The 6,094-nt window shown below is 64.3% G+C and carries 7 protein-coding genes; 5 read left to right on the forward strand and 2 right to left on the reverse strand.

What is annotated here, in order from left to right; translation table 11 throughout:
- Positions 1-361 precede the first annotated feature (361 nt).
- Both MnOB_RS28285 and MnOB_RS28290 read left to right on the forward strand, forming a co-directional pair.
- Complete coding sequence (locus MnOB_RS28285) at positions 362-1,150, forward strand: dienelactone hydrolase family protein (RefSeq protein ID WP_077527863.1); 789 nt, start codon at positions 362-364, stop codon at positions 1,148-1,150.
- 3 nt (positions 1,151-1,153) lie between these two features.
- The gene (locus tag MnOB_RS28290) at positions 1,154-1,879 is read left to right on the forward strand and encodes a dienelactone hydrolase family protein (protein ID WP_077527864.1); all 726 of its coding nucleotides are present in this window, start codon (positions 1,154-1,156) and stop codon (positions 1,877-1,879) included.
- Positions 1,880-2,110: 231 nt separating this feature from the next.
- On the opposite strand, the gene MnOB_RS28295 is transcribed toward MnOB_RS28290, so the two are convergent.
- The gene (locus tag MnOB_RS28295; protein WP_077527865.1) at positions 2,111-2,971 is read right to left on the reverse strand and encodes a pirin family protein; all 861 of its coding nucleotides are present in this window, start codon (positions 2,969-2,971) and stop codon (positions 2,111-2,113) included.
- Positions 2,972-2,991: 20 nt separating this feature from the next.
- Positions 2,992-3,411 (reverse strand): OsmC family protein, encoded by a 420-nt coding sequence (locus MnOB_RS28300; protein WP_077527866.1) that lies wholly within the window; start codon positions 3,409-3,411, stop codon positions 2,992-2,994.
- A gap of 149 nt (positions 3,412-3,560) precedes the next feature.
- Between MnOB_RS28300 and MnOB_RS28305 the strand changes: the two genes are divergently transcribed.
- From MnOB_RS28305 to MnOB_RS28315, 3 genes are all read left to right on the forward strand, one after another.
- On the forward strand, positions 3,561-4,574 hold the full coding sequence (locus MnOB_RS28305; protein WP_371580549.1) for an amidohydrolase family protein: 1,014 nt from the start codon (positions 3,561-3,563) through the stop codon (positions 4,572-4,574).
- A 63-nt stretch (positions 4,575-4,637) separates the two neighbouring features.
- A complete protein-coding gene (locus tag MnOB_RS28310; RefSeq protein ID WP_077527868.1) occupies positions 4,638-5,102 on the forward strand; it encodes a DUF3859 domain-containing protein in 465 nt (154 codons plus the stop codon).
- A 65-nt stretch (positions 5,103-5,167) separates the two neighbouring features.
- Positions 5,168-5,887 carry a response regulator gene (locus tag MnOB_RS28315; RefSeq protein WP_077527869.1) on the forward strand — a complete coding sequence of 240 codons (720 nt, stop codon included), beginning with the start codon at positions 5,168-5,170 and terminating at the stop codon, positions 5,885-5,887.
- Positions 5,888-6,094: the final 207 nt, after the last annotated feature.

Raw genomic sequence — 6,094 nt, forward strand, 5'->3', positions numbered from 1 at the left:
CAAGCGCATGGCCTACGGCTATCGGGACAGCGACTTCTTTTTCATGAAAATCAAAGCCGCCTTCCCCGGTAATCCGTGAAGAACCTTTTTTTGTCCCTCTTGCTTATGTGGGGCTTCAGGACGGACTGTGCCTCGCCGGCGCGAGTCACCCCTCGCCCGCGTGCGGGAGAGGGGCCGGGGGAGAGGGCCGCATCAGGTTGGCGCGAAAACTGGGAAGTGCCATGCCAAACATATTCCTTCAGCGTCACAACCGAATGAATTCGCGCCTCCAGGGCTGAAATTCGAGGAAACGAAAGCGTAAGGATGGCATCGCCGCAGGACGGTCTAACCTTGGTCATTCCCCGGCACAGGAGAGCGCTCCATGAACCGTTTGCTGCTGCCTTCGCTGCTGTTTGCATGCACCGGCCCCGCCTGGGCGGCCATGGTCACCCAAGCCGTTCCCTACGAGATCGACGGCAAGCCCTTCGAGGGCACGCTGGTGTACGACGATGCGGTGAAGACGCCGCGGCCCGGCCTGATGATGGTGCCCAACTGGCTCGGCGTGACCCCGGCCGCAGCTGAACAGGCCAAGGAGATCGCTGGGGAGCGCTACGTGATCTTCATCGCCGACATGTACGGCAAGGACATCCGCCCGAGCAATCCGGAAGAGGCGAAGGCTGCGGCCACCGCCGTGCGGGGCGACCGTCCGCTGATGCGCAAGCGCGCTCAGGCCGGTGTGGAGGTGCTCCGCAAGCAGGGCGAAAAAGTGCCGCTGGACCTGGCCAGCCTCGGAGCCATCGGCTTCTGCTTCGGGGGCGGCAGCGTGCTGGAGCTGGCGCGTTCAGGGGTTCCGCTGAAGGGCTTCGTATCCTTCCATGGCAACCTCGACACCCCGAATCCGGCCGATGCCCGCAATATCCGCGCGCCGGTGCTGGTGCTGCATGGCGCCGACGATCCGTCGGTACCCAAGGATCAGGTGGACGCCTTCAGCGCCGAAATGAAGGCCGCGAAGGCCGACTGGCAACTGGTCAGCTACGGCGGGGCGGTGCATTCCTTTACCGATCGCGGGGCCAATGTGCCGGGGCGCAATGAATACAATCCCAAGGTCGCCGCGCGGGCCTACCAGGCCATGAACGACCTGTTCGATGAAGTCTTCACCGGAGCGAGGTAATCCATGACGCAACTCCAGTCCCAGACCGTTGGCTATACCGTCGATGGCCTGGCATTCGAAGGTCGCCTGCTGTTCGATGCTGCCGACACGGCACCGCGTCCCGGGTTGTTGATGGCGCCCAACTGGTTCGGCATCAGCGACGGTGCGCTCGAACTGGCTGGCCAGGTGGCCGGCCGGGGTTATCGCGTACTGCTGGTCGACCTGTATGGCACGACAGTGCGACCGGCAAATGCGGCCGAGGCGAGCGCCGCCATGCTGCCGCTCAAGCAGGATCGCGCGTCGCTGCGCCGACGCCTGCTGGCGGCCCTCGACGCCTTGCGCGATCAGGACGTTGCGCCGATGGAGAGCACGCGACTGGCGGCTTTCGGCTTCTGCTTCGGCGGCACCTGTGCGCTGGAGCTTGTGAGGGCTGGAGCACCGCTCAAGGCTGCCGTTTCATTCCATGGATCACTCGATACGCCCAACCCCGCAGATGCCCGCAATATCCAGGGAGCCGTGCTGGTGCTGGATGGCGCGCTGGACCCGCTGGTGCCCCGTGAGCAATTGCCGGCGTTTGCCAGGGAGATGAGTGAGGCAGGCGTGGATTGGCAGTTGCTGAGCTATGGCGGGGCGGTGCATTCATTTACTGACCCGGCGGCGAACAATCCGGGCACCGCGCAATACAACGCCAAGGTGTCGCAACGCGCCTTCGCGGCGATGTATGCGCTGTTGGACGAGGTATTCGCCTGAGCTTCACGCCGTTTGTGGGAGCGAAATCATTCGCGGATTTGGCCCGGGCTCGGTGCCATACCCTTTCGCGATTAAAATCGCCCCCCAGACCGTAGGGTGCGCTGTGCGCACCGATTCCGGCACTAGTTTAGGCAACCCGTCAAACTGCCGGTGCGCACGGCGCACCCTACTGGATCGGTCTCATCCTGCTAGCCCGGGTATTCGGATCGCCAAGTGCAGGGTGAGAACGACTCAGCGGGGCAGCTCGATCCGGCTGGTCTCGCCCGGTACGGTCGGCCAGTCACCTGCCGCCCAACGGCTGCGCGCGTTTTCGATCAGCTCGGGGCTGCTGGACACGAAGTTCCAGTTCATCCGCCTCGGGCCGTCCAGCGGAGCACCACCGATCATCACCAGCTGGCAGCTGCTGCATGCAGACAGCACGAACTCCTCGCCTTCGGGCAAAACCACCAGGCTGCGCGGTTCCAGCGGCTCGTCGTCCAGCGAGGCTTCGCCATCCAGCAGGTACAGGGCCCGCTGGGGATGCTCGCAGGGGATGGTCAGCGTGGCGCCGGCTTCCAGTTGCAGGTCGGCGTAGAGGGTAGGGGAGAGCACCGGTACGGGGGATTCCAGGCAGAAACCGGTTCCGGCGATCAGGCGGATGCGTACGCCGAGTGCGTCCTGCTCGGGCAGGCTGGATGCCGGGTGATGGCTGTAGCTGGGCTCGCAGTTCTCGAACGCCGTGGGCAGGGCCAGCCAGACTTGCAGGCCGTGGGCGCGGGAGCCGCTGGCCAGCAGGTTCGCCGGCGTGCGCTCGACATGGGCGACACCGCTCCCGGCAGTCATCCAGCTGACATCACCCGGCTTCACCAGCTGGTCTGAGCCCAGGCTGTCCTTGTGTTGCAGCTCGCCTTCGAACAGATAGGTGAGCGTGGACAGGCCGATATGCGGATGCTGACGCACGTCCATGCCGTTTCCTGGCGCGTAGTCCGCCTCCAGCATGTGATCGAAGAACACGAAGGGTCCGACGCTACGGCATTGGGCCGAGGGCAGCGGGCGGAGAATCGGCTGCCCGGCGACTTCTTCGGCGCGCGGCCGGATGGTGAGGATGCTCATGCTCTGGATTCCTGCATGGGTCACTGACTGAAGTCGCCTTCGGCAAGGCGGGTTTCGATGCTCACTTCCACCTGGGTCATCAACTTGTGTAACGGGCACTTGTCGGCGATGCGCAGCAGGGTGGCGCGCTGCTCATCGGTGAGGGCGCCGCGCAGGGTCAGCTTCACGTCCAGGCGGTAATGCCCCTTGCGTTCCTCGCTGTCGTCGCGGGTTACGTCGACGTCCACCCCCGTCAGCGGGATGCCATTCTTCTGCGCGTAGTAGGTGACGGTCAGCGCCTTGCAGCTGCCCAGGGCCGCATCGAAGTAATCATGGGGCTCGGGGTCTGCACCAGCGCCACCCAGCTCTGTCGGCAGGTCGGTGAACAGCGGTGCCTTGCCGTCCAGTTCGATGCGCTGGCGGGTACCGTTGGCGGAATCACGGGTGAGACGGATTGTCATGGAGGGCCTCCTGGCCAATGAGCGGATCGAGTCCTGGCTAGGCTAACGCAAAGGGCGACGGCCAGCAGCAGGCCGCGTGCGTTGAACGCACGCCGGCGGATGCCGGTCTACAGTCGCTCAGCTTTTCCGGAGGAAGTGTCTTGTATCGACTGAGGCCCCGTCTTGCCGCACTGCTGCTGGCGGCCACCCTGACGGCTGAAGCGCATGAGTACCGCTACAGCGACGCCCATCTGCATTACGTGGACTTCTTCCAGGAAAGCGATGGAATGAAGGCCCTGCTGAAGGCGATGGACCAGGGAAACATCGACCATGTGATGATTTCCGGCATTCCGGTGGCCAAGAAATGGCACGAGGACGAGCCCAAGCGGCCGCGCTACTACGCCGGGGACGACGCCGCCGCCTACTGGTACAGCGCCACCGACGTGCAGGTGGCCGCGGCGGTGAAGCAACTGCCGGCCGGGCAACGCAAGCGCTTCCATCCGTTCCTGAGCGGCTTCAACCCCAATGACAAGAATTCCGATGCGCACATTCGCCGCATGCTGGAGCTGGACCCCGGGCTCTGGCAGGGTATCGGTGAAGTATTCACCCGTCACGACAACCTCACTGCCCTGATCGATGGCGACACGCCACGGGCCAACAACGAGGCGATGAGCCGCGTCTATCACCTGGCGGCCGAGTACGACCTGCCGGTGCTGCTGCACTCGAACATCACCTCCCAGCGCGAGCGCAACCCTCTCTACTTGCAGGAAGTGGAGGAGCCCCTGCGCAACCATCCCCATGTGCGCTTCATCTGGGCCCACGCCGGCGCCAGCCTGGAAATCCACCGTCACCAGACGAAGATGGACTTCCTTCTGCCGACGCTGACGCGAATGCTCAAGGCCTATCCCAACCTCTATATCGACCTGTCATGGAGCGTGCTCGAACCCTATCTGCTGGACGCCGACGGCAAGCCGGACCGCCGTTGGCTGAAGCTGGTGGAACGGTATCCGGACCGCTTCATGCTGGGCTCGGATGTGGTGGGGCGCTTTGACGGGCTGGGTGACTATCTGACGGCCTACGATCCCTTCCTCGACGCCTTGCCGGCGTCGGTGGCGCGCAAGGTGGCGCGGGACAACTTCCTTGCCGTGCTGCCCCGCAAGCACCAGCGTGATGGCGCGCAGTAACTCTGTCACAAGGATGTCATGGGCACGTCATAACCTCGCGCCACCGCAAACAAGGAGCGCGACATGATCCCCTTTCGAATGACAGCACTCGTGGCCCTCGGCCTGGCTTCCAGCGTTGCCCAGGCTGATGTGCGAGTGGATGGGCCGGTGGAATACGGCATCTTCGAATCCCAGTACCAGGACTACCAGCCGGGCGAGCGTGTTCTGACCCGCAGCAACCAGACCATCGAACAGACTGACGAAATTCCAGCCAAGCTCGGTACCAAGTTCGGCATGCGCTACACCTTGCTCGGCAAGCAGGAAAAGGACGCGCCGCTGACCTTGCTCTACCTCACCCCAGGCGTGGTTACCCCGGATGGCAAGCGCCACGACAAGTTCGTGGTGGAGCAGAAGATGGCGCCGGGCGCTCCCACCGACGTGATGGCCTTCGAGTTCACCGAGCACTACGAAGTGGTGCCGGGTGAGTGGCGTTTCATGGTCTTCCAGGGCGACCGCCTGTTGGCTGAACAGAACTTCACCGTCCGCTGATTCCGCGCGCGTCGCCATGGCGCGCTATAGTCGCTGGGTCTGAAGCAGGCGCGAGGCGCGGGCCCATGGCCGAACAGATCAGCATCCTGGTGGTGGACGACGACGAGGCGATCCGCGAGTTATTGCTGGATTACCTCGGCGGCCAGGGCTACCAGGTCCACGCGGTGGCCGACAGCCGCCAGATGCGGGCACGGCTGGCCGAAGCGTTGCCCGACCTGGTGCTGCTGGATGTCGGGCTACCCGGCGAGGACGGCCTCAGCCTGGCGCGCTACCTGCGCGAGCATCACGACCTGCCGGTGATCATGGTGTCTGGCGCCGGCACGCCACTGGATCGCATCATCGGCCTGGAGGTGGGGGCTGACGATTACATTGCCAAGCCCTTCGATCCCAGGGAGCTACTGGCGCGACTGAAGACCGTGCTGCGGCGATATCGCCGTGCCCCATCGCCAACGGCCGTGGCCGCCACGGAAAGCGACAATCCCTGCCTGCAGCTCGGCCTTTGCCGTCTCGACCTGCAGAGTCGCCAACTGTTCGATGCGGCGGGCGAGGAAATCCCGCTGACGGCCATGGAGTTCGACCTGCTCCAGGCCTTCGCCCAGCGCCCCAACCGGCCGCTGTCCCGCGACCAGTTGCTGAACCTGACGCAGCATCGTGACTGGAATCCCTTCGACCGCTCCATCGACATCCGCATAGCGCGCCTGCGGCGCAAGCTGGAAGCGGACCCGGACAAGCCACAGATCATTCGCACCGTGCGTGGCGTGGGATACATGTTCGTCCCGGGCTGAACCGCAAGAAGCTGCCGGGGCATTCATTTGAACGCGGTCATGAGTCACCGGCACTGCCTGTGACGGTTCGAATCCCCGGGCTAGCAGGATGAAGCGGATCCGGTAGGGTGCGCCGTGCGCACCGGCGGTTTGACGGGATGTCGAAGCTGAACCTGAAGTCGGTGCGCACAGTGTTCAGCCGGGGGACATAGGTAACGGGTGTCGGGA

The sequence above is a fragment of the Metapseudomonas resinovorans genome, assembly GCF_002003485.1.
Classification (GTDB): domain Bacteria; phylum Pseudomonadota; class Gammaproteobacteria; order Pseudomonadales; family Pseudomonadaceae; genus Metapseudomonas; species Metapseudomonas resinovorans_D.